A 21,194-nucleotide genomic window follows, 5' to 3' on the forward strand; every position below is an offset into this window, starting at 1 on the left:
TGATCAATTTAAGAATATTCTTATTGGACTTGCTTTTCTACCTGAGAAAGTGGCGTATTTATTTGGGGAATCAAAAAAATACGCCATCTATTTGGTTGCATTTAAACCATTGTCTCATACCTTTTTATTTCAATTTATCTTTGAAAACTTTTTTAAATTTTTCATGTTTAGGTTGTATTACCATGCTGCAGTATGGCTGATTTGAATTGTTCTTGTAGTAATCTTGATGATAGTTTTCTGCCGGGTAAAAAGTACTCGCTGCTGTTATTTGGGTAATTACGGGATCATCCCAAGCTTTGGATTCGTTTAATTCTTTTTTAAGATTTTCCGCGATTTTTCTTTGTTCGTCGTTATTGTAGAATATAACTGAACGATATTGAGTGCCAATGTCAGCACCCTGCCGATTTAGTGTTGTGGGATCGTGTACTTGCCAAAATACTTCCAAAATTTCCTCAAAACTTATAGTGGAAGGATCATAAGTGATTTTACAAACTTCAGCATGTCCTGTCTCTCCGCTACAAACTTCTTTGTATGTTGCTTCCTTTTCTCCACCCATATAACCAGAAACAACCTGATCGACTCCTTTTAAATCTTCATAAATGGCTTCAACACACCAAAAACATCCAGCACCTAGGCTTACTACTTCTAAATTCTTATTTTGTTTTTCCTTGTTCATATCATGATTCGCATTAACAAATCCAGAAAACAAGACGCAAAATACGATTATAAATTTTTTCATCTTTTCTGGTTTTAGTGACACTATTTAAATTCGTTCTAAATATAAATATAGTCCAGATAGATTCAAAGCAAAAAGATATAATTGTCTGAAAATAACAGCACATATTTCTTTGTATATTTGAAAATGACCAAGCCAAAAAAAATTACAGGAATTATATTATCAGGAGGGAAGAGTTCCCGAATGGGAAGCGAAAAGGGTCTTGTTAAATACAAGGGCAAAGCATTAATTGAATATTCGATAGATACTTTGCGTTCTGTTTGCGAAGATTTGGTAATTAGTTCGGGCAATGACTGTTATTCTTATTTGGGTATTCCAATTGTTAGGGATGAGCTTGAAGATTGTGGTCCGATAGGAGGGATTTACTCTTGTATGAAAGCAATTCCTTCTGATATTTATTTCGTTATTTCTTGCGATGTACCCCATGTTACCCCTCAACTATATACTGATTTATTAGTTGTTCTGAATCAAAACCAAGCCGTAATTCCCGTTGATGATCAAGAGAAGTATCAACCCTTAGTGGCTTGCTATTCTTCTAGTTGTTTACCAGTGTTTGAATTGGAATTAAGGGCGGGAAGATTAAAAATGATGAAGCTCTTATTAAAGTTGAAGGTTCACTATCATAAAATTCCTCCCAAAATATTTTCTAATTCCTCAAATTTATTTTTTAATGCAAATACTCCTGACGATATTGAAAAATGAATTTCTTCTGGCAAATGTTGAGGTTGGTTGTTGAAATAAAATTATGTGAACATTTATAATGTTACAATTAGGGAAATTGATCAATATTTAGAACAATGGCTTTTGTTGTGAGAATATTCTCATAATCCTTTAAAAGAGGATGTTGCGGTCCTAATTTAGATTCAATTAAAGAAAAAATGCACCAAAAAATTATTTAGTATAAATCTAAATAGTTATATATTTGTTTGTATCAGTATGTTTAGGGCTTTGCTTTTTCTTAGATCAATTATAAAGTAGGTTTTTATGTCCTATAACATGTTTTCATACTCCCTTTTTGGATATGTTTACATCCATAGATGTATGTTTCTATATGTGTTTATGTGTATAAGCTTAAAGTATTCACAATATGAAAAGTAGAAGACAGTTTTTAAAAATTAGTTCCTTAAGTGCGGCCGGATTGATTTTTGGCGGAGGTTTATTGGAAACATTTGCCGATAACCTCTTGAAAAATAATCAATCTTATTTTAAGGGACCATACGATTTCACGCGTACTCCAACTTATTGTGAGGTGTGTTTTTGGAAATGTGCTGGGTGGGTTCATAAGGATGTGGACGGCAAAATTAAGAAAATTATCGGAAACGATGACGATCCCAATTGCAATGGTAGATTTTGTCCAAGAGGAACAGGTGGCGTAGGAATGTATTTCGATAAAGATCGTTTGCAGACTCCTTTGATTAGGACCGATGAAAGAGGGAAACAATCATTTAGAGAAGCTACTTGGGATGAGGCTTTTGAATACATTGCCACTAAATTGAAAAAAATCAAGGAGGAGCATGGTCCCGAATGTACGGCCTTGTTTACTCATGGTTCAGGAGGAAAATATTTTGGAAATTTACTTAAAGGCTTCGGTTCTAATAATATTGCAGCACCTTCTTATGCACAATGTCGTGGTCCCCGCGAGGTAGCTTTTATTGCGACTTTTGGACAGGGGATTGATTCTCCAGAAAATACGGATATTCGGGATACAAAATGCTTGGTGCTTATTGGCTCTCACTTGGGTGAAAATATGCACAACGGTCAAGTTCAGGAAATGTCTGATGCTATTGATAAAGGAGCAACAATTATTACTGTTGATCCTCGATTTTCTACGGCGGCGGGTAAATCAAAACATTGGTTGCCAATAAAACCTTCCACTGATATCGCTCTTCTGCTTGCCTGGATGAATGTAATTATTGACGAAGAATTATTTGACCGAAAATACGTTGAGAAATATACCTTTGGTTTTGATCAGTTGAAGGCTCATGTGCAAAATTTCACTCCAGAATGGGCTTATGGAATTACTACAATAAAACCTCAACAAATACGTGAAACGGCCCGAGAAATGGCAAATGCAGCTCCAGCAGTAATTGTTCACCCTGGCAGACATGTTACTTGGTATGGTGATGATACTCAGAGATTACGTGCTGTTGCTATTTTGAATGCACTCTTAGGTAGTTGGGGACGAAGAGGTGGATTTTATAGTGCAGAGAAAGCTTCTGTTCCACATTATCACCTACCCGATTTTCCAAAACCGGACAAAGATTGGCGTTATGCTATGAATGGAAAATACAAGTTGGCTGACTTAGCTCTTGCTTCAGGTGTTTGTGAGGCAACAATCCCAAGTCCTGAAATGAATTGCTCAATTAAAGGATGGATTGTAAATGGTACCAACCTGATTAATACTTTGCCCGACCAGAAGAAAACAATAGATGCAATTCAAGCTCTTGATTTATTGGTGGTAGTGGATACTATGCCAATGGAAATAACAGGCTATGCAGATGTGGTCCTCCCTGAATGTACGTATTTGGAAAGATATGATTCATTGAGAATATCCCAGGGAAGAGTTCCTAGTATTGCTTTAAGAATGCCAGCTGTTGATCCTTTATACAATACGAAACCTGCCTTTTGGATGGCACGTGAATTGGCGAAAAAATTAGATTTGCTTCAATATTTTCCATTTGAAACCATAGAAGAAGAGATTGACTGGGAGTTGAAACAGGTCGGTTCTTCATTGGAGGAAATGCAACGCGTAGGAGTGAAGCTTTTAGATCGTGAGTATGACGATTTATATTTTGGTGAAGATGAAGAGGTAGAATTTAATACCAATACTGGAAAAATCGAATTGTATTCAACGGCTCTTGAGGAAGAAGGATTCGATCCAATGCCCGTATTTACTCAGCACCCAGAACCAGCTAGAGGTTTTTATCGTTTAATTTATGGTCGTGCTCCCATGCATACTTTTAGCCGAACCGCTAATAATCCAAATCTTACCGATTTGATGGATGAAAATACAGTATGGGTGAATCCGAAGGTTGCTAAAGAATGGGATTTAAAAAATGATCAATACGTTTATCTAGAAAATCAGGATGGTGTAATTTCTGATTTTAAAATAAAAGTAAGAGTTACGGAGCGAATTCGTTGGGATTCTGTTTATATGGTTCATGGTTTTGGTCATGCCGATAAACGGATGACAAGAGCTTTTGGTAAAGGGGTTAGTGATACTCAGATGATAACCAATGTAATGCTTGATCCTATAATGGGAGGAACCGGGATGCGTGGTAATTTTGTGACGTTTAGATTTGATAATAAAAAAGCGGAGGTGTAAGCTATGAGATATGCAATGGCTATTGATACAAAAAAGTGTGTAGGTTGCAGCGACTGTGTGGTAGCTTGCCAAACCGAAAACGATGTTCCAATTGGATATTGCCGCGATTGGGTGGTAGAAGTAATGGATGGAACATATCCCCAATTGGAAATGGAATTGCGTTCAGAACGATGTAATCATTGTGAAAATTCACCATGTGTTCGTTGCTGTCCAACTGGTGCTAGTCACTATTCCGAAGGTGGAATTGTTTTGGTTACTAAGAATGAATGTATAGGTTGTAGTGCGTGTATTACTTCATGTCCCTACGATGCTAGATTTGTTCATCCGGATGGGTATGTAGATAAATGTACATTTTGTTTGCACAGAGTAAAGAAAGGAATGCAACCAGCTTGTGTTGCTGTTTGTCCTACTAAATGTATGTATTTTGGTGATTTGGATGATCCGAAAAGTGAAGTGTCTGAGGTACTGAAAAAACGAAAACATAAGACTTTAATACCTGAAGCTGGCACAAAACCTCATTTATATTTCCTAATCTGATAAAATTAAGAATATGAGAGAAGAAATAATTGTAAGTGGGAGAAACAACCCACTCATTGATCCTCAACTGCACATTTGGCATTGGGAAATTCCGACTTATTTGTTTTTAGGAGGTTTAGCTGCTGGCTTACTGTTTTTTGCCGCTTTATATTATCTGAGAGGTAAAGAAAATGAATATAAGGTAGCAGTTAAAATTGCACCTATGCTTGCACCAATAGCTTTAGTACTGGGTCTTATTGCCTTGTTCTTAGACTTGCATCACAAGTTTTATTTTTGGAGATTGTACACTACTATAAGAATAGAATCCCCAATGTCTTGGGGAGCATGGACTCTAATGGTTGTTACTCCTGTTTCCATGATTTGGAGTGCAATGCACATTAAAGAACTATTTCCGAAGTGGGACTGGAAATTTGACGTGGTTAAAGAATTGTTGGCTTTTTTTGAAAAAAACAAAAAGATTCTTGCATGGATCATGTTAATTTCAGCTGCGATTCTAGGAATTTATACCGGTATTTTATTTTCTGCATTTAATGCAAGACCATTGTGGAACACTTCTATTTTGGGCCCTTTGTTTTTAGCATCAGGTTTATCGGCAGGTGCTGCAGTGGTTATATGGATTTCTAAAAATCATGCAGAACGAAAACGATTTGCTCAATTAGATCTAATGATAATTGGTATTGAGTTATTTCTGATCATTCATATGTTTATGGGATTTTTAGCGAGTACCCAAGTGCAAATCGACGCTGCAAACCTATTTTTAGGAGGAGAGTATACTGCACCTTTTTGGGGCTTTGTCGTTATTTTAGGAATGATTGTTCCTGCAATTTTAGAGGGACTTGAATTAAAAGGATATAAAATCCCTGTCGCTATCCCTGTTGTTTTGGTGCTGTTTGGAAGTGTAATGCTTCGATTTATTATTTCGAATGCAGGACAGGCTAGTCGCTGGCTTTATTAATGAAAAGCTATATTCATCATTTATCTGTAAAAACTATTTAAACAATATAACTATGAGCGAAGTAATAAAAACAAAATACTTAAATCCATATGTTGGTGGGGTATTGCTAGGTCTCGTACTTTTGGCCGCTAATTTTGTGTCTGGTAGAGGTTTAGGTGCAAGTGGAGCGATAAAAAGTGCGGTGGTAAGTACCGTGAATACAGTTCTACCTTCTCATGCCGAAAACACAGTATTCTATACTGAATACAATGAGTCACACCCAGGTAACCCAATGAAATCCTGGTTAGTTTTTGAAATGTTAGGTGTTTTAGTTGGTGGTTTTCTTTCCGGGGCATTGGCAAAGCGTTTAAAATTTAAAGTGGAACATTCTCCAAAAATTACTTCAAAAAGAAGGCTAATGTTTGCTGCTTTGGGAGGAATATTTTTTGGGTTTGGATCTCAATTGGGAAGAGGTTGTACAAGTGGTTCTGCATTAAGCGGAATGGCCGTATTGTCGGTTGGTGGATTCGTTACGATGGCCTTTATTTTTGGTACGGCTTTCGCTTTGGCTTACTTTTTCCGCAGGAATTGGATCTAATTTTTAAACGTTTTTAAACTTATTTATTATGGGACCATTAATAGTTAACGAAATAATTTCACCGGATACCAATTTGCTAATCGCATTGTTAATTGGTATTGGATTTGGTTTTGTGTTGGAATCCAGTGGATTCTCATCAAGTCGTAAGTTAGCCGGTATGTTTTACGGTTACGATACAACTGTGTTAAAAGTGTTTTTTACTGCTGCAATTACAGCAATGATTGGGATGTTATTTTTCAGCCTTTTTGGATGGATGGATTTAAGCTATATCTATATTAACCCAACCTACCTAACTTCTGCTATTGTTGGAGGTGTAGTAATGGGGGTAGGATTTATAGTTGGTGGTTTTTGCCCTGGTACAGCCTTTTGTGCATTATCAATTGGTAAATTAGATGCACTTGCCTTTGTTGGTGGATTAATTTTAGGAATAATTGCTTTTGCAGAAGGTTATCCTTTGTGGGAAGAAATGTATAAAGCAGATTTTCTAGGAGCTCCTACCATGAATGAAATACTAGACATTCCTCGAGGAGTTTTTGCTCTGGGTTTAATTTTAGTTGCATTCGCTATGTTTTGGGTAGGTGAATGGGCAGAGAAGAAGTTTCCACGTGAAGAATATTAATTATTAATCCAAATAAAATGATCTAACTTGATAGATATTCACCGATCTAACTATAAAAAACAAGTATATGAAAATGAGATTGATATTGGCATCTGTGTTAATTCCTTTGGGAATTATTATTGCAGCTGTGCCTGAAAATACAACCAAACCTTTTAGGTTAACCGCAGATCAATTGTTAAATGAAATTCAGGAAGGAACTCAATTTATAAGTACCGATCAAATTGCAGACATGTTGGTACAAAAAGACCCAAGTCTACAGTTAATTGATGTTCGCTCTCAAGCTGACTTTGAAAAATATAGTCTGCCTGGATCTATTAATATCCCTCTTTCTGATCTCCTTTCCAACGAATGGAAGGATTATTTAGACCAAGGAGTAAGAATGAATGTATTTTATTCAAATGGTAATTTGAAGTCAAATGAAGCATGGATGATTACTCGTCAGTTAGGATATAAGAACAACTATGTTCTTCAGGGAGGATTAAATTATTGGACGGAAACAATTTTAAATCCTCAAGCTCCTAAATCAGTACTTGCTGATGATGAAATTGCTAAATACGATTTTCGAAAAGGAGCAAGTGCAGCACTTGGTGGAGGAAATGCAGTGCTTACCAATAGTACCGAAAGTACACCAGTAAAACCAGTTATTGTGAAAAGGAAAAAGAAAAAAAGAGTAGCTGGCGGATGCTAAAAATAATATTTTTTAATGAAAAGCCTTTTGGATTGTTTTCTGGAAGGCTTTTCTTATTTTCGGAGGTTTAATTTATAGAGATCTATCGACTCATGTATTGGATAAAATAGGTACTCATTCTAATAAATGAGTATGCATTATTTATAATTGATTAAAATAATAATAAATATGAGTGACTTATTTTTGCAAGCCCTTAATATTTAGATAGATTGAGATGTTACAGTTTTAATATATAGATATATGATATAAAACATATATGGATGAATTCAGAGTTTGTATTTTGTATTTGAATCCTAATTATACTAACCTAAACTAAATTAAAAATGAAGAATAAATCTAAGATTATTTTTTCGGCTCTTATTGTACTAGCTGGATTGTTTTCGACTCAATCTGTTAAAGCAACAGATGGTTATTTTGGAGTTGGATACGGTGCTCAAAATAAAGGTCTCGCTGGGGCTGGTGTTGCATGGTATCAAAATTCTTTAATTAATGGTAATCCTGCTGGTCATGTTTTCTTGGGGAAACAATATCAGCTTGGGGTGGATTTTTTTAATCCTAACCGTGAATATACTGTTACAGGTAATCCTTCAGGCATGGATGGAACATTTGGTTTAACGCCAGGGACTGTGGAAAGTGATTCCAAACTATTTTTGATGCCTAGCATGGGTGCCAATTGGATGATTAACGAGAACAGTAGCTTCTCAGCAACTATATTTGGCAATGGAGGAATGAATACTGATTATCCAACTCAGACATTCTACGACTCCAGTTCAGAAACGACTGGTGTTGATTTAGGGCAAATGTTCTTGGGATTGACTTATTCAAGAAAAATTGCCGAAAAACATAGTTTAGGTTTCACTGCACTATTGGCCTATCAATATTTTGAGGCTAAAGGCTTGTCTAGTTTTGCAGGTTATTCAAGTGCATCTACTAAACTGAGTGGGAATGGTCACGATAGTGCTCTTGGTTATGGTGTTCAGTTTGGTTACATGGGAGAGCTTGCTAAAGGTTTACATCTTGGGGCTAGTTACCAAACTATGCTTTATATGAGTGAATTTGATGATTATGCAGGTCTTTTTGCTGAGCAGGGCGATTTCAATATTCCATCTACATGGACTGTTGGTTTGGCTTATGAGATCAATACAAATTGGGCAGTAATGGCTGATTTTAAAAGAATAAATTATACCGATGTTGCTGCAGTGTCTAATCCTATGGATTTTTCTTCTGCTCTTTTAGGTGATGATGAAGGTTCAGGTTTCGGCTGGGAAGATATCAATGTATTAAAGTTTGGAGTTGAGTTTTCGGGTCTTAAATCATGGACGTTACGAGGAGGTTATTCTCATTGTGATCAACCAATTCAAGAGTCTGAGGTTATGTTTAATATTCTAGCTCCTGGTGTTATTGAAGATCACATTACTGTAGGTTGCTCAAAAACTTTAGGTGATTCAGGAAAAGCTCTTCACTTAGCATTGGTTTATGCATTGCCTGCAAGTGTAAAAGGATACAATCCTATGGATTTTGAATTTGATTCTGATATGAATATGGTTCCAAATCAAACAATCGAGATTGAAATGAATCAAATAGAAGTGGAACTAGCATTCACTTTCTAGAATAGTATATGTAAAATGTAAACGAGGTTCTCCTAATGGGAAACCTCGTTTTTTGTATATTTTTTTTAGAAATTATACGTTGGTTTTTCTTGAAAATATGTGTTGCAATACTCCTTTAAACACAATTCGAAATGCTTCTGGTTTTACACCTAATTTTCTGTTCTCCTGACTAATGTCAAATATCAATCTCATGTGTTTAATTATTTCTTTGTAAGCTTTAAAAATGGAGTAGTCTGGGTCGTAAATGTGTGCTGGTTCTGAATTGGTTCCGTTTAATTCGATAATTTTAATGTTCTTGCCTTCATATAAATCGTCAAGGCTATTTACTTTTAAATCGAATCGGCCGTAGTAGTATCCGGTTAGGGGTTCGGCTATTTTCCTGAATACGGCAACTAATTCCTCGTTAATTAATTCTGTTCCATCTAAGAATTTTGTTCCTCTGTTATGGTTTCCAATAGGCTCTAATTTATAGGTAATACCCGATGGAATAATTTGATTCCACTTTGATTTATACTTCTTTTTTAAATAGGAAATTCGGTTGTTTGCTCGCACGTTTTCTTTTACCAAATCACCAAATTTGGATTTCCCATTGCCTGATATTCGTAAAAATTCCTTTCTCACAACAGAAGTAATTCCATCATTTAAAGAAATCGGAAACCGATGGTAGAATATACCCAATTCAATACGATAATCAACAAATTCCTGAATAAGAAGATCGTCTTTTTGTGTTTGCAGAAATAAATCTAAATCAGAGATGCTATCTATTTTCTCAACTCCAATACCTCTTTCTCCAACATTTGGTTTGCAAACAATAGGAAAATCAAATTCATGATTTTCCATCTTTTCGAGAATACCAGTGCTATTTTCTCCTTTTTTCGATAAAAAACCTTTTGGTGTGTATTTTTTGTCGATCATAGTAAGGATTTTCATTTTGTCAATGCCGAAAGCTCCACCGAATTTCATGTTGGGGTTGGTAGCTGTGAAATAGGCAAATGAACCTGCCTTTAGAGCTAGGTAAACACCATATCCCAAAACAGGCAAATAAAAGATCCAGAATGGCCAATATTCAAAGTGAAACCATTTTGATAGAAAGAAAGGAAACTTCATTTTCATACGCTACAAGTAAGTAATATATATTGATTCATGAAAATAATTATTCTGTAAGGGATGCATTTACCTTCGGGAAAATTGCCGGATGAAGTTAGCATTTTAGATTGAAAAACTATCCTGTAGTATTTATTCCTTTCGGGGAATTTATAATAAAATATGCTTTGTGAGTTATTCTGTTAGGTAGGTAGTAGTTGTGACTGTTAATATATTTACAAAAATCACATCATGCAACTTTATTAATTATTCACAAAAAAAAAGCCTCTATTGAGGCTTTTTTTTTGAGTGCAATTTATTTTCCTGGACATTGAGAAATAATGGAAGGATCTATATTTTGCTTACCATAGGCTTCATCGAAATGATCAGAAAATTTTCGAGCAAGTTTTTCTGCTGTTTTTTGATAACCTTCTTTACTTTCCCATGTGTTAACAGGGTTTAATATTTCGCTAGGTACATTCTCACAAGCAATTGGGATGTTCAGGTGGAAAAGGTCGTAACTAACAAGATCGGTCTTGTCTAATTTGCCTTTTAAAGCAGCATCTACCATTGCTCTGGTATATTTTAATTTAATTCTGGAACCAGTGCCATAAGAACCCCCAATCCATCCGGTATTCAAAAGAAAAACACTGGTATTGTGTTTTTCCATTTTTTGACCAAGCATTTCAGCATAAATATTCGGGTTGCAAGGCATAAAAGGTTGTCCAAAAAACCTCGAGAAGGTTGCTTGAGGTTCTGTAACTCCTGTTTCGGTACCTGCAAGTTTAGAAGTATATCCCATTAAAAACCATAGCATTGCTTGTTCCTTTGTCAGCTTTGAAATGGGAGGAATGATCCCGTAAGCATCAGCTGTCAGGAATAAGATTGTTGTAGGATGTCCTGATTTTGAGCTCTCCTTAATGTTAGTAAGAAAGGTAAGTGGATAACTTGCTCTCGAATTAGGAGTGTATCTTTCATCGAAAAAATCAACAATACCATTGGGATAGACCATGGCATTCTCAATTATCGCACCATGCTTTTTGTAGTCTGCCTTATGCATAACAGCATGATATATTTCCGGTTCATTTTCCGGTTTGATGTCAATCATTTTGGCATAACATCCATTTTCAAAGTTGAATACACCATCATCACTCCAACCATGTTCATCATCTCCTAGCAAAGCTCTGTTTGGATCTGCTGATAGGGTAGTTTTACCCGTTCCTGAAAGTCCTAATAATAATGCCGAGCTGCCTTTGGGGCCTTCGTTTGCAGAACAATGCAAGGGAAGAACCCCTCTTAATGGAAGGTAATAGTTCATTACCGTAAACATTAACTTCTTCATACTTCCCATATAGGAAGAACCGATAATAATTCCAATTTTCTTATCCAAGTCAGCTACTACGCATATGTCCGAAGTCTCACCATTAGGTAGTTCTCTTAGCAGTCCTTTGTATCGACTTTTATCTAGTTTATCTTTCGGAAAAGCAATTAAAAAGAACTCTTCATCGGCAAAAATAGATTGATTAATATCCTTAGGTATGGGTCGAAACATATTGTCGGCAAATACCTGACTTAGGGCTTGATTTGTAATGGTTTTTACAGGAAGTGCATATTTAGAATCAGCTCCAATTACTCTGTCTGTCGTAAATATGGTTTCTTTCTCAGCCATTAATTTTAAGGCATCTTCAAAAATTAATTCAAAGGTCTCCGGATTCATGGCGATATTGTTGGGCGAAGACCAGTCAATGTTCGATTGACTTTCAGGATTTTTTACAATATAAGTATCCTTAGGACTTCTTCCTGTTGATTCGGCAGGAGTCCAAGTGGCTAATGTTCCATTTTGGGTTAACATGGCCTCTTTATTAGCTAAAGCTTCCGAAATAAGACTCTCTCTTAATGGATTTTCTTTAAGGTTTGAATGCAGTTGAATTGATTTTTTTAAATCCTCAATCATGTTAATTTCAATATCGTTCATACAACATTATTTAAAGTTTGATATCCAAATTTATCATTATATACAGATTTTTCCTATTATTCGGATATTAATTTCAGAATTTTGTTGTGCTATCTTCCTGAAGGGATTTGTGTGTTTGTAATGAGTGTGTGTAATTAAAGATGGTTTATTAGTAGGGTATTACATTTAACCTTTTGTTGTAGTTATTGATAGTGACTAAAGATGGGGTTTATGGGGCAAACGTTTGTGGTCGAGAAGTTATAGTAAACAGAAAATATAAACATAAAAAATTAAAATGCTATGTTTGTCTGGTTTTGTAATTCACATAAGTTATTTACACAAAAAAACCTTCAAAAGTCGAGCTTTTGAAGGTTTTTTGTGTTTTTAAACGAAACCCACTACCTGTTGTCAATAATGGCTTCCGTATTCAAATTAATCTTTAGATCTGGGATGGAAATTTTTAATTGTTTCCTTTAGATATTCTCTGTCCAAGTGAGTGTATATTTCTGTTGTTAGGATTGATTCGTGTCCTAACATTTCCTGTACGGCTCTTAAATCGGCACCACCGTCAACCAAATGAGAGGCGAAAGAGTGACGGAAAGTGTGAGGAGAAACATTTTTCTTCAAACCAACTTTTTTCGATAGATTTTTAATAATTGTAAAAATCATTACACGAGAAAGTTTACGTCCTCTACGGTTTAAGAAAAGAATATCTTCACTATCCTTATCGATATTTAATTTGACGCGGTAACTTTTAAGATAAAGTTTAATTTCTTTTTTTGCTTTTTTTCCAATTGGAATTAAACGCTCTTTGTTTCCTTTTCCATGAATTTTAATAAAACCCATTCTAAAATGTAAATTAGAAACACGTAAGTCGATTAATTCAGATACTCGCAAACCACAAGAATATAGTGTTTCAAGAATAGCTCTATTTCTTTGGCCTTCCGCTTTATTCATGTCTACAGCTTTCACCAAAATATCTATTTCGTCGGTGGTAAGAGTATCTGGTAGTTTACGGCCAATTTTTGGTGCTTCTAACAAAGCTGTTGGATTTTTTTCGATAATTTCTTCTAATAGTAAGTATTTAAAGAAAGCCTTGATACCAGAAATAACACGAGCTTGAGTTCTAGGGCTTGTTCCTGCATCGTTAATCCATGCTACAAAATCTTTTAAGTTCTGAAGAACCACAGCTTCAGGAGCTACGTCTAAGTTCTTTTCACGAAAAAAGGTCGTTAATTTAGTAATGTCATTGATGTAAGCATCTACTGAATTCTTAGAGAGGTTCTTCTCTAGAGTTAAGTAGGTCTTAAAATTTTCAATTGTTGTTGTCCATTTCATTTTATTCAGTTTTTAGTATGTAGTTTTTTGTAAGTAATCCTATAATTATTATTAGTTTTACTCAACTAGCAATAATATACGAAATCTTTATGATAATACATGAGTGCAATTTAGAAAAATATTACGTAAGGTGATAATTTTTAAAAGTACTCTTTATGTTTAACCTTAAAATCTTTTGATAAGATGAATTTTTTGATCATTAACGGGCCTAACCTTAACTTGCTTGGAACCCGCGAAAAATCTATATATGGAGAGGTTTCTTTTGAAACTTATTTTGAACAATTAAGGAAGGTATATAGTAAAATTACATTGGAATATTATCAGTCTAATATTGAAGGTGAATTGATAAATGAAATACACCGTGTAGGTTTTAGTTATGATGGAATTATACTGAACGCAGGTGCTTATACTCATACTTCTATAGCCCTTGCAGATGCTATATCTGCTGTAAACATTCCAGTTGTAGAAGTGCATATTTCTAATGTGCATAAAAGAGAAGAAATTCGCCATGTTACCATGATTGGTAAGGCTTGTTTGGGTACCATTTCAGGTTTTGGCCTTGATTCATATCGCCTAGGTCTTGAAGGATTGTTGAGATATTGTGACAAAGGTTAATTTATTTTTGATAAATGATATTTTCGGTGTGTTTAATATTATTGGAACTTGTTACTAGCTTTTTAAGTTGATTTTAAGAATTTAAGTATCTTTGCATTGCCAAAACTAAAATTGAAAGAGTTACTAGATGAAGAAGCACACGAAAATTATTGCAACGATTTCAGACAAAAAATGTGACGTTGAATTTTTGACACAGTTGTTTGAAGAGGGAATGAATGTAGTTCGATTAAACACAGCTCATCAAACTCATGATGATGCAATGAAGGTTATTAAGAACGTAAGAAAAGTGTCCGATCGGATTGCTTTACTTGTAGATACGAAAGGACCTGAAATTAGAACTACTTGTATTGAAGAGGATATTCACCTTAAAAAAGGTGATATTATTAAGATGAAGGGAAATGATGATCTTCCATGTTCTGACTTATGTATTAAAGTTAGTTACGAAGGTTTTGTTGCTGATATCGAAGTTGGGAAAAAGATCCTTATCGATGATGGTGAATTGGAACTATTGGTAATTGACAAGAATGAGGAGTTTTTGACGGTTCAAGCACAAAATGGAGGACCTGTAAAAAATCGAAAAAGTATCAATGTTCCTGGTGTGTCAATTAATTTACCTTCTTTAAGTCCTAAGGATGTTGATTTTATCCATTTTGCAACTAAGCAAGATATAGATTTTATTGCACATTCATTTGTACGTAACAAAAAGGATGTTCAACAGATTCAAAATATCTTAGATCAAGAGAATTCAGAGATTAAAATCATTGCAAAAATTGAAAACCAGGAAGGTGTTGATAATATTGATGAAATACTAGATCACGTTTATGGTGTAATGGTTGCACGCGGCGATTTAGCAATTGAGATTCCTGCTGAAAAAATTCCTGTAATTCAGCGAAAGATTGTTCGCAAGTGCATTGAGCAGAAAAAGCCTGTGATTATTGCGACTCAAATGCTTCACTCAATGATTAACAACCCTCGTCCAACCAGGGCTGAAGTGAGTGATGTTGCCAATGCGATTTACAACAGAACTGATGCGATCATGTTAAGTGGTGAAACTGCTTACGGAGATTATGCAGTTGATGCTGTAAGAGTAATGGAGTCGGTAGCCATTGAAGTAGAAAAAGAATTGTTTCCTGATACTCGTAAAAACTTTGTGCGAGTAGATCAAAAATTACCTATTATTTTAGCCCGTTCAGCGGTTAAAGCTTCTCAGTCGTTGCCAGTTAAAGGTATAGTAACTGATACGTTAACAGGAAGAACAGGTAGATATCTTTCAGCATACCGGGGTACTGCACCTGTGTTTGCTCTTTGTTACTCCAAGAGAGTGATGCGCGAGTTAGCATTGTCCTACGGGGTGGAAGCTGGATACCATAAGTTACTAGATTCTCGAGATGAATATGTGAAACAATCTATGTATTCTTTAATGGAACAGGGTAATTTTACCAGTGAAGATTTGGTGATAATTCTGGGTGGTAGCTTTGGTCCTTCGAAAGGAGTTTCCTTTATGGAAATTAGTAAAGTTGATCAGTTAACCCATAAAGTATAAAAATAAGTTGTAGATAAAAAAATGCGAATTGTAATGATTCGCATTTTTTTTTGTTTAGTAACGAGTGCAAATAAGAACCAGTGCTATTCCTATACCAATTCCTGTAAGTACTAAATTAAAGCTTCTTCGTTCAGTTTTAAATATGAGCATCAGCAGTGAAGAAAGAAGTAAACTGGAAAATGAAATTAGAAAATAGGAGACAGTAGCTCCTAAATTGTATCCCACAAACGGATAGAGCGAAAAGCTGTTGCCGTAATTATTTTTATAGTGCATATTGATACCTATACCAAGCACGATTCCAATTAAGGCAAAGAAATTATATCGTATGGTTGAGGCTGAGCTCGAGCCGCTTAGTAGATTTTGAATTCCGAGTAAGAGAATCGAAATGGCTAGTAGGAGTTTAACGTTTATGGATGATAAATGGATGATTGAAAAATTGCAAAGAAGCAAACCAACAATGGAACCTACTACCAAAGCAAACAAAAGAGAGAAATAGGCTTTCAGATCTTTTAACTGGAATGTGATTCCAAACAATATCAATAGTATGAATAGTTCAAAAGATGAGAGTGAAACTAAATGGTATAGTGCTGACTCGAAGCTGGATAGAATTGTGTTCATGTTTTATTTATTTCCAATGTATAATTGTACGACAATTTTCAATATTTGTGCCTTTTGTTTTGATGATGATCTGCGACGTGGAATCTTGTGTCAGGTTATATAGTTCGAGTATCTGATCGAGTTTTGCTTCGTGCAAATAATTTATTTCTAATTCTTTAATCGTTTTTCCTTTTTTGATTTCGGGAAGACAGGAGTCAATAGCCCATTTGACGTATTTTACGTTATTTACATGTTGATAAAAATCTATATCACTGTAGTGAATATGGATGTCCTCTATGTACGTAGCGTTTTTAATCGTTGGTATTTTCGATAAGCTGCCACCATTGATTGGGTTTTCGGAGTTGATTGGCATTTTGGCTACGATTTCTTGGGGGCGAATTAGTCTTTTGGTTTTGGTATTGAAAACCAACCATGCCGAGCTTCCTTGCGCAATTACGTCACCTGTTTTGTTGTAGATTCTGAATTCACGATTTCCAAACAAACCATCCGTGCCAACCGACCAGGTTTCAATATCAATACAATCTTTCCATTTAGCAGTATCAAATATTTGAATTTTTAATCTGGATAAAATCCAAGATAAATTATTAGTTTTTAAATCATCTATTCCCTGATGGATTAAATCTGCGTGATGTCCTGCAATTTCCTGAAAGTAATTGCAAATGCTTGTGAGTTTTGCATTTCCTTGTAGGTCAGAGTCGAAGGAACCAATATGGAAGCGCTCTCGGTGCTTTCTGATGTCGGTATTTGAAGTGCTCATTTAAAAATGTGTTCTTAATTTTTTAATAATGTAAAGGGATCTTACTAGTAATAGTGCAACAATTGGCAATATGTCATTGGGAAAAGATTGGGGAATGATTTTCCAGAATAATAAGACCATTAGTAATAGTATTGAATGCAGCAGTAGGTAATAGTATACGAAGAGATGCGATTTTTTTTTGAGCAAGGCGAAAATGATTGGAAAGTGAAGGGGAAAGGCCCAAATGATATTCCAGTTTGGCCCAGTAGCTTGGTGATCGGTAAAAAACCATAAGAAAATAATGAGCCATCCTACTAAACCGCAAATGCCAAAAAGAAAAAAGTCGAAAATGAAAAAATTTTTCTCTTTTTTCAGGTAAAATAAGCTTAAAAAAAATCCAATAATAGCTACTATTCCAAATAGAAAAGCCGGCCTTTTGTACCAAGTGGTTTTTTGAAAATTAATAGCTGGTTTAAGAATAATCTGGTTCGATTTAACCAAGGGTTTCACTGTGCTATTGGAATGAATTGTTGCTTTTTCAAAAGCCTGCATCAGGTTATCAGGCAGAAACATGTATTGGTAGGGCGTAGCTTCGATATCGCAAGGAATTCCAAGAGCCAGATGAATTCCTAAAAATATCCATCTGCTTTTTTCCATGAAGGGATCTAAAAGGTTCCAAAAAGATTTGGGTTCACTAACAATTGTATTGAACACAATTTCGCCTTTTACATTGGCTTGTACAATGTCTCGAATTCTTGTTGAACAATTATCGAAAAGAAAGTCGTACCTGTAATACCTATTTTCGATTTGGTAGTTTTTTAGGAGAGCCGAGAACAAATCTTGCCTTTCAATACTATCCAGGTTTAATTTTTGTTCTACAATTCCACGTTTTTCATAGATATACTCATTTTTAAAGTGTTTGAAAGAGGTATATGAAAGCATGTAATCTAATTTGCCACGTGCAAATTTAGGATAGAAATTGGGGGTGTTGAAATCGAAAGTGCCATAGCCAAAAACAAGGTCTAAATTGTTTTCAGCATCTTTTATTCGTATGGCTGAATGTCCAAATTGTGAGTATAATTCATCGCCTGGAGAACAGGTAAGAAGGCTAATTTCCGCATTTCGGCTTATGTTTTTTCCTATGCAATGAGTGTGAAATAGTACTAAAAAAAAAGCAATCGTAAAAATTCGAAAGAAAATTGTTTTGAAAATCATAAAGGTAAATATTTACTCCTCGAAGATAAGTATTTTATGAATATCTGAATGTTACCTATTTCATAATTTTTTAAAGAGGAAAGAATCTTATTGCAAGTAATTATTTCTGATTATGATTTGTTATATGCTAGTGGATATGGGGCTTGTAAGTAAATATTTATTTTTAAAAGATTGTTGTGTAATGTTTTGTATATATCGCCTTACAATTGTTTTTCGATTAAAAAAATAAATTTTGTTTAGCAGATTAAATAAATTTTGACATCTTTACGAACCCATTATAATTTATCAAATATATTTCAAATGCGAAGGCTTTTTTTCTTCCTTTTATTGATCTGTCAGTTCTTTTCTGCCAATACAACTGTTTTAAACCGCGATAGTCTGAGAATAATATTGGGATCCCAACAGGGTTTACAATACTTAGTTTCTGTTTATCAGTTAGGTGAAGATTATTTGAATGATTTTCCCGATTCTACAATTTATTGTGCCGATGAAATTTTAAGTGTCGTAGATACTTGCTCTGATTCCCTTGCTGTTGTAAAAGCATACTATTTAAAAGGACAAGGGTTTTATCGTAAAAGTGATTATTTGAATTCTATAAAGAACTTGAAAAAAGCAATCACATATTGTGATAAAAGCCAAGAGAAAGAAAAAGCCGATTGTTATAATGTTATGGGTAATTCACTGACTAAATCAGATAATTACAAGCTCTCTCTTAGTTCTTATTTTTCTAGTTTACACATTCGTAATTCATTAGGCGATAGTTTACCTATCTCTGCTTCCTTAAATAATATTGGGAATGTTTTTTTTGAGATGGAAGACTATAAAAAAGCGTTGGAATATTATGAAAAATCCATGAGCATAAAAGAAAAACAGAATGATGTAGTGAGTGTGTCCATTCTTCAGACGAACCTAGGAAATGTGTATCATAAATTGAATAATGAAAAAGATGCTTTATCCTACTATATGAAGGCATTAAATCTGATTGATAAAGAAGAGGATCTTGTCTGGAAATCTGTTCTGCTCGAAAATATTGGACAGTTATTTCTCGATCGAGGAGAAATTAGTAAATGTTTGGATTATTACCAATTGGCACTGAATGAAGCGGAGAAAAGAGATGATAAAGTTTCATTGGCAAGTGTGAAATCATCTTTAGCTATTGCTTATTTAAAAAAGAAGGAGTACGATATAGCAGTAATCAATTTTGAAGAGGCTTTGAGTATAGCTAAAGATATTGGTATGCGTAAGGTTGAATTGGATTGTTACTATTATATGTCTGACTTGTATGTACAAACAAAGAATTACAAAAAAAGTATCGCTTATTTTAGGCTTTATGATGACATGCGGGCGCGAATAAATAAAGAAAATAATAGTAAAGAGATTGCTGAGTTTCAGGCTAAATTTCAGGCTGAAAAAATGGATGCCGAAAATGAAATTTTGAAACAAAAAAATATCATTCAGAAATTGGAGTTACACAAACAGAAAAGCCAAAATATCTTTTTAGTTTGTATAGGTTTGCTTATTATAAGCCTGCTTATTTATCTGATTTATATTACCAGAGTAAGGGCAAAACTTTATAAAATTCTCAGTAAGAAAAATGCTATTATATCTGAGAATAATAATAGTCTTACAAAACTAATTGCCACAAAAGATAAGTTTTTATCAATTATTGCACACGATTTAAAAAACCCATTTAATACTGTTCTTGGCTTTACCGATTTGATCATTTATCGGTTTGATGAATTGGACGATGAAAAAAGGCTTGAATATATTAAAATTGTGAACAAGTCTGCTTTGCAAGGTTCTTTATTGCTTAATAATTTGCTTACATGGTCGAGATCACAAATGGGTGTTCTTAAATACAATCCTCAGTATTTCGCTATTAGCGAGATTGTTCAGGAAGAATTGGAAGGGCTCGAAGGAAAGGCTTTAACTAAAGGAATTACTTTGCACTTAGAGATAATAGATAATTTGATGGTTAGTGCTGATCCGAATATGATTCGAACAGTACTAAGAAATTTGGGGAATAATGCCATCAAATTTACAAAAGAAAAAGGAAGGGTTGTTTTTTCAATTCGAGCTCGGAATGGTAAGGCAATAATCTCGGTTAAAGATAATGGTATTGGCTTGAATATTAATGAACAATCAAAATTATTTCACCTCGATTCTAATCACTCTAGACCCGGAACAATGGGGGAGAGAGGAACTGGTTTAGGTTTGATATTGTGTAAGGATTTTGTGGAGAAAAATGGAGGCCAAATCGGACTTACAAGTCAGGAAGATATTGGAAGTGAATTTTGGTTTTCACTTTCTTTAAGTAAAGAGCAAAAAAAATCCTCTATCCCATTAAGGATAGAGGAGGCGATGCAAGTGTGATTTTTTATCGCATATCGTTTACTTCTACTTCTGGATTTGATTTGGTGTCAAAAACAAAATAGTTATCGGCAAAAGTAAGATTAGGAGTGAAGCTTTTTAAAATAATACTTACATTATTTCCATCTTTACCAATTGATTGTAGCGATTCAATTTGATTTTTAGCTCGGTTTATTTTCAGGCGGATTGATGTAAATCCTTTTTCGGTATTATTTGGGAATAAATCGATCAAATCGTAGTCGGTATTATTAGCTTTTTCTTCTTTTACGTACTTAAAAGTATATCCTTTTTCATAAATCGAAAAAATAGTTGCAGGGTTCAATCCTTCTTCATCACCATCTTCTGGTTCACTAATGTTTACCTCATTTACATCAACCAGATGTGAGTAAATTGTACTTCCATCAAAGTAAGTGTCTACTCCCATTAATTTAAGACGATATTTATCTTCTAGTAAAACAATAATTCCTTCGGATTTTTCATGAATATCTTCTTCATCATTATCCATTGAAAAAGTAAATTCGGCTTTTATACTTTTATATTCTTTATTTTTTGCTGAAACTTTATCCAAAATTGATTTGGCTTTGGTATCCTGCGCCGATAGGTTAAAACATACAATTCCAAGAAGAAGAAGGAGAAAGACTTTTTTCATTTTATCTGATTTTATTTAATATTCAA

Annotated in this window: 19 protein-coding genes; 11 read left to right on the top strand and 8 right to left on the bottom strand. The window is 34.5% G+C overall.

Annotation, left to right across the window (positions count from 1 at the left end):
• Positions 1-124 precede the first annotated feature (124 nt).
• Positions 125-739, bottom strand: coding sequence for a peptide-methionine (S)-S-oxide reductase MsrA (msrA, locus tag ABYT26_RS06765; RefSeq protein ID WP_372752183.1), 615 nt, complete (start codon positions 737-739; stop codon positions 125-127).
• A 123-nt stretch (positions 740-862) separates the two neighbouring features.
• On the opposite strand from msrA, the gene ABYT26_RS06770 reads away from it, so the two are divergent.
• From ABYT26_RS06770 to ABYT26_RS06805, 8 genes are all read left to right on the top strand, one after another.
• On the top strand, positions 863-1,438 hold the full coding sequence (locus ABYT26_RS06770) for a molybdenum cofactor guanylyltransferase (RefSeq protein WP_372752185.1): 576 nt from the start codon (positions 863-865) through the stop codon (positions 1,436-1,438).
• Positions 1,439-1,823: 385 nt separating this feature from the next.
• A complete protein-coding gene (locus ABYT26_RS06775; RefSeq protein WP_372752187.1) occupies positions 1,824-4,061 on the top strand; it encodes a molybdopterin-dependent oxidoreductase in 2,238 nt (745 codons plus the stop codon).
• Positions 4,062-4,076: 15 nt separating this feature from the next.
• A complete protein-coding gene (locus ABYT26_RS06780; protein ID WP_372752189.1) occupies positions 4,077-4,598 on the top strand; it encodes a 4Fe-4S dicluster domain-containing protein in 522 nt (173 codons plus the stop codon).
• 13 nt (positions 4,599-4,611) lie between these two features.
• On the top strand, positions 4,612-5,553 hold the full coding sequence (gene nrfD, locus ABYT26_RS06785; RefSeq protein ID WP_372752190.1) for an NrfD/PsrC family molybdoenzyme membrane anchor subunit: 942 nt from the start codon (positions 4,612-4,614) through the stop codon (positions 5,551-5,553).
• Positions 5,554-5,605: 52 nt separating this feature from the next.
• Entirely contained in the window at positions 5,606-6,130 is a 525-nt protein-coding gene (locus tag ABYT26_RS06790) for a YeeE/YedE thiosulfate transporter family protein (RefSeq protein WP_372752192.1), read from the top strand.
• Between the two features lie 28 nt (positions 6,131-6,158).
• Complete coding sequence (locus ABYT26_RS06795; RefSeq protein WP_372752194.1) at positions 6,159-6,749, top strand: YeeE/YedE thiosulfate transporter family protein; 591 nt, start codon at positions 6,159-6,161, stop codon at positions 6,747-6,749.
• Between the two features lie 67 nt (positions 6,750-6,816).
• Positions 6,817-7,437 carry a rhodanese-like domain-containing protein gene (locus tag ABYT26_RS06800; RefSeq protein ID WP_372752196.1) on the top strand — a complete coding sequence of 207 codons (621 nt, stop codon included), beginning with the start codon at positions 6,817-6,819 and terminating at the stop codon, positions 7,435-7,437.
• A 323-nt stretch (positions 7,438-7,760) separates the two neighbouring features.
• Positions 7,761-9,047, top strand: coding sequence for an OmpP1/FadL family transporter (locus ABYT26_RS06805; protein WP_372752198.1), 1,287 nt, complete (start codon positions 7,761-7,763; stop codon positions 9,045-9,047).
• Between the two features lie 72 nt (positions 9,048-9,119).
• Here the strand turns inward: ABYT26_RS06805 and ABYT26_RS06810 are convergent, their stop codons facing one another.
• The 3 genes from ABYT26_RS06810 to xerD form a co-directional block, all read right to left on the bottom strand.
• The gene (locus ABYT26_RS06810; protein ID WP_372752200.1) at positions 9,120-10,160 is read right to left on the bottom strand and encodes a hypothetical protein; all 1,041 of its coding nucleotides are present in this window, start codon (positions 10,158-10,160) and stop codon (positions 9,120-9,122) included.
• Between the two features lie 286 nt (positions 10,161-10,446).
• Positions 10,447-12,105, bottom strand: a complete 1,659-nt coding sequence (locus tag ABYT26_RS06815; protein ID WP_372752202.1) for a phosphoenolpyruvate carboxykinase (ATP) — start codon at positions 12,103-12,105, stop codon at positions 10,447-10,449.
• 411 nt (positions 12,106-12,516) lie between these two features.
• A complete protein-coding gene (xerD, locus tag ABYT26_RS06820; protein ID WP_372752204.1) occupies positions 12,517-13,422 on the bottom strand; it encodes a site-specific tyrosine recombinase XerD in 906 nt (301 codons plus the stop codon).
• A 183-nt stretch (positions 13,423-13,605) separates the two neighbouring features.
• On the opposite strand from xerD, the gene aroQ reads away from it, so the two are divergent.
• Together aroQ and pyk are read left to right on the top strand one after the other, a co-directional pair.
• Positions 13,606-14,037: a type II 3-dehydroquinate dehydratase gene (gene aroQ / locus ABYT26_RS06825; RefSeq protein WP_372752206.1), complete on the top strand. Its 432-nt coding sequence runs from the start codon at positions 13,606-13,608 to the stop codon at positions 14,035-14,037.
• A gap of 127 nt (positions 14,038-14,164) precedes the next feature.
• The gene (pyk, locus tag ABYT26_RS06830) at positions 14,165-15,580 is read left to right on the top strand and encodes a pyruvate kinase (RefSeq protein WP_372752207.1); all 1,416 of its coding nucleotides are present in this window, start codon (positions 14,165-14,167) and stop codon (positions 15,578-15,580) included.
• A 54-nt stretch (positions 15,581-15,634) separates the two neighbouring features.
• Here pyk and ABYT26_RS06835 read toward each other — a convergent pair whose 3' ends face one another.
• Genes ABYT26_RS06835 through ABYT26_RS06845 form a run of 3 tightly spaced genes read right to left on the bottom strand, consistent with a single transcriptional unit; the run spans position 15,635 to position 18,149 of the window.
• The gene (locus ABYT26_RS06835; RefSeq protein ID WP_372752209.1) at positions 15,635-16,198 is read right to left on the bottom strand and encodes a hypothetical protein; all 564 of its coding nucleotides are present in this window, start codon (positions 16,196-16,198) and stop codon (positions 15,635-15,637) included.
• 7 nt (positions 16,199-16,205) lie between these two features.
• A complete protein-coding gene (locus ABYT26_RS06840) occupies positions 16,206-16,955 on the bottom strand; it encodes an acyl-[acyl-carrier-protein] thioesterase (protein WP_372752211.1) in 750 nt (249 codons plus the stop codon).
• Positions 16,956-18,149, bottom strand: a complete 1,194-nt coding sequence (locus tag ABYT26_RS06845) for a DUF4105 domain-containing protein (RefSeq protein WP_372752213.1) — start codon at positions 18,147-18,149, stop codon at positions 16,956-16,958.
• Between the two features lie 300 nt (positions 18,150-18,449).
• Between ABYT26_RS06845 and ABYT26_RS06850 the strand changes: the two genes are divergently transcribed.
• Positions 18,450-20,522, top strand: a complete 2,073-nt coding sequence (locus tag ABYT26_RS06850) for a tetratricopeptide repeat protein (RefSeq protein ID WP_372752215.1) — start codon at positions 18,450-18,452, stop codon at positions 20,520-20,522.
• 4 nt (positions 20,523-20,526) lie between these two features.
• Here the strand turns inward: ABYT26_RS06850 and ABYT26_RS06855 are convergent, their stop codons facing one another.
• Complete coding sequence (locus ABYT26_RS06855) at positions 20,527-21,168, bottom strand: outer membrane lipoprotein carrier protein LolA (protein ID WP_372752217.1); 642 nt, start codon at positions 21,166-21,168, stop codon at positions 20,527-20,529.
• Positions 21,169-21,194: the final 26 nt, after the last annotated feature.

It is taken from the genome of Labilibaculum sp. (assembly GCF_041595635.1).
In the GTDB taxonomy this organism is placed as follows: domain Bacteria; phylum Bacteroidota; class Bacteroidia; order Bacteroidales; family Marinifilaceae; genus Labilibaculum.

What these genes read in the sequence shown, in the direction of transcription:
- aroQ (WP_372752206.1), top strand. Translation starts at nt 13,606, where the DNA reads ATGAATTTTTTGATCATTAACGGGCCTAACCTTAACTTGCTTGGAACC.
- pyk (WP_372752207.1), top strand. Translation starts at nt 14,165, where the DNA reads ATGAAGAAGCACACGAAAATTATTGCAACGATTTCAGACAAAAAATGT.
- nrfD (WP_372752190.1), top strand. Translation starts at nt 4,612, where the DNA reads ATGAGAGAAGAAATAATTGTAAGTGGGAGAAACAACCCACTCATTGAT.
- ABYT26_RS06815 (WP_372752202.1), bottom strand. Translation starts at nt 12,105, where the DNA reads ATGAACGATATTGAAATTAACATGATTGAGGATTTAAAAAAATCAATT.
- ABYT26_RS06850 (WP_372752215.1), top strand. Translation starts at nt 18,450, where the DNA reads ATGCGAAGGCTTTTTTTCTTCCTTTTATTGATCTGTCAGTTCTTTTCT.
- ABYT26_RS06845 (WP_372752213.1), bottom strand. Translation starts at nt 18,149, where the DNA reads ATGATTTTCAAAACAATTTTCTTTCGAATTTTTACGATTGCTTTTTTT.
- ABYT26_RS06770 (WP_372752185.1), top strand. Translation starts at nt 863, where the DNA reads ATGACCAAGCCAAAAAAAATTACAGGAATTATATTATCAGGAGGGAAG.
- ABYT26_RS06780 (WP_372752189.1), top strand. Translation starts at nt 4,077, where the DNA reads ATGGCTATTGATACAAAAAAGTGTGTAGGTTGCAGCGACTGTGTGGTA.
- ABYT26_RS06795 (WP_372752194.1), top strand. Translation starts at nt 6,159, where the DNA reads ATGGGACCATTAATAGTTAACGAAATAATTTCACCGGATACCAATTTG.
- ABYT26_RS06835 (WP_372752209.1), bottom strand. Translation starts at nt 16,198, where the DNA reads ATGAACACAATTCTATCCAGCTTCGAGTCAGCACTATACCATTTAGTT.
- msrA (WP_372752183.1), bottom strand. Translation starts at nt 739, where the DNA reads ATGAAAAAATTTATAATCGTATTTTGCGTCTTGTTTTCTGGATTTGTT.
- ABYT26_RS06810 (WP_372752200.1), bottom strand. Translation starts at nt 10,160, where the DNA reads ATGAAAATGAAGTTTCCTTTCTTTCTATCAAAATGGTTTCACTTTGAA.
- ABYT26_RS06805 (WP_372752198.1), top strand. Translation starts at nt 7,761, where the DNA reads ATGAAGAATAAATCTAAGATTATTTTTTCGGCTCTTATTGTACTAGCT.
- xerD (WP_372752204.1), bottom strand. Translation starts at nt 13,422, where the DNA reads ATGAAATGGACAACAACAATTGAAAATTTTAAGACCTACTTAACTCTA.
- ABYT26_RS06840 (WP_372752211.1), bottom strand. Translation starts at nt 16,955, where the DNA reads ATGAGCACTTCAAATACCGACATCAGAAAGCACCGAGAGCGCTTCCAT.
- ABYT26_RS06855 (WP_372752217.1), bottom strand. Translation starts at nt 21,168, where the DNA reads ATGAAAAAAGTCTTTCTCCTTCTTCTTCTTGGAATTGTATGTTTTAAC.
- ABYT26_RS06775 (WP_372752187.1), top strand. Translation starts at nt 1,824, where the DNA reads ATGAAAAGTAGAAGACAGTTTTTAAAAATTAGTTCCTTAAGTGCGGCC.
- ABYT26_RS06800 (WP_372752196.1), top strand. Translation starts at nt 6,817, where the DNA reads ATGAAAATGAGATTGATATTGGCATCTGTGTTAATTCCTTTGGGAATT.
- ABYT26_RS06790 (WP_372752192.1), top strand. Translation starts at nt 5,606, where the DNA reads ATGAGCGAAGTAATAAAAACAAAATACTTAAATCCATATGTTGGTGGG.